The organism is Pseudomonas sp. SWRI50, from assembly GCF_014269095.1.
GTDB lineage: Bacteria > Pseudomonadota > Gammaproteobacteria > Pseudomonadales > Pseudomonadaceae > Aquipseudomonas > Aquipseudomonas kermanshahensis.
Genome location: NZ_JABWRW010000073.1, coordinates 1 through 463 on the forward strand (window position 1 = coordinate 1; position 463 = coordinate 463).

Below are 463 nucleotides of genomic sequence, written 5' to 3' on the forward strand. Positions count from 1 at the left end.
TGCTCTTTCGAGCCCACAAATTTTACCTTAGCCTGATCCACTACCAGTGAAAGTAGTGTTCAGTCTATTTCTATCACATATCCGAATTTTTAAAGAACGATCTGACAAAAGCCAGAAATCAACATTCGAAGCGAATGCTCATTTCTGAGTTTGATCACGTACTGCAAGAGTGGTGGAGCCAAGCGGGATCGAACCGCTGACCTCCTGCGTGCAAGGCAGGCGCTCTCCCAGCTGAGCTATGGCCCCAAATACTGGTAGGTCTGGGCAGATTTGAACTGCCGACCTCACCCTTATCAGGGGTGCGCTCTAACCAACTGAGCTACAGACCTATATAGGGTCTTGATCGTCTTCGACAATGAATCAAGCAATTCGTGTGGGAGCTCATCAGCAGGCTGATGTCGTCGATTAAGGAGGTGATCCAGCCGCAGGTTCCCCTACGGCTACCTTGTTACGACTTCACCCC

General features: G+C 49.7%; 2 tRNA genes and 1 rRNA gene. All 3 read right to left on the reverse strand.

The features are described from left to right. Positions 1–170 precede the first annotated feature (170 nt). Positions 171–246: transfer RNA gene (locus tag HU750_RS26985), tRNA-Ala, on the reverse strand. 6 nt (positions 247–252) lie between these two features. After that, positions 253–329: transfer RNA gene (locus tag HU750_RS26990), tRNA-Ile, on the reverse strand. Between the two features lie 77 nt (positions 330–406). Continuing rightward, positions 407–463 (reverse strand): 16S ribosomal RNA (locus HU750_RS26995); the annotation flags it as partial.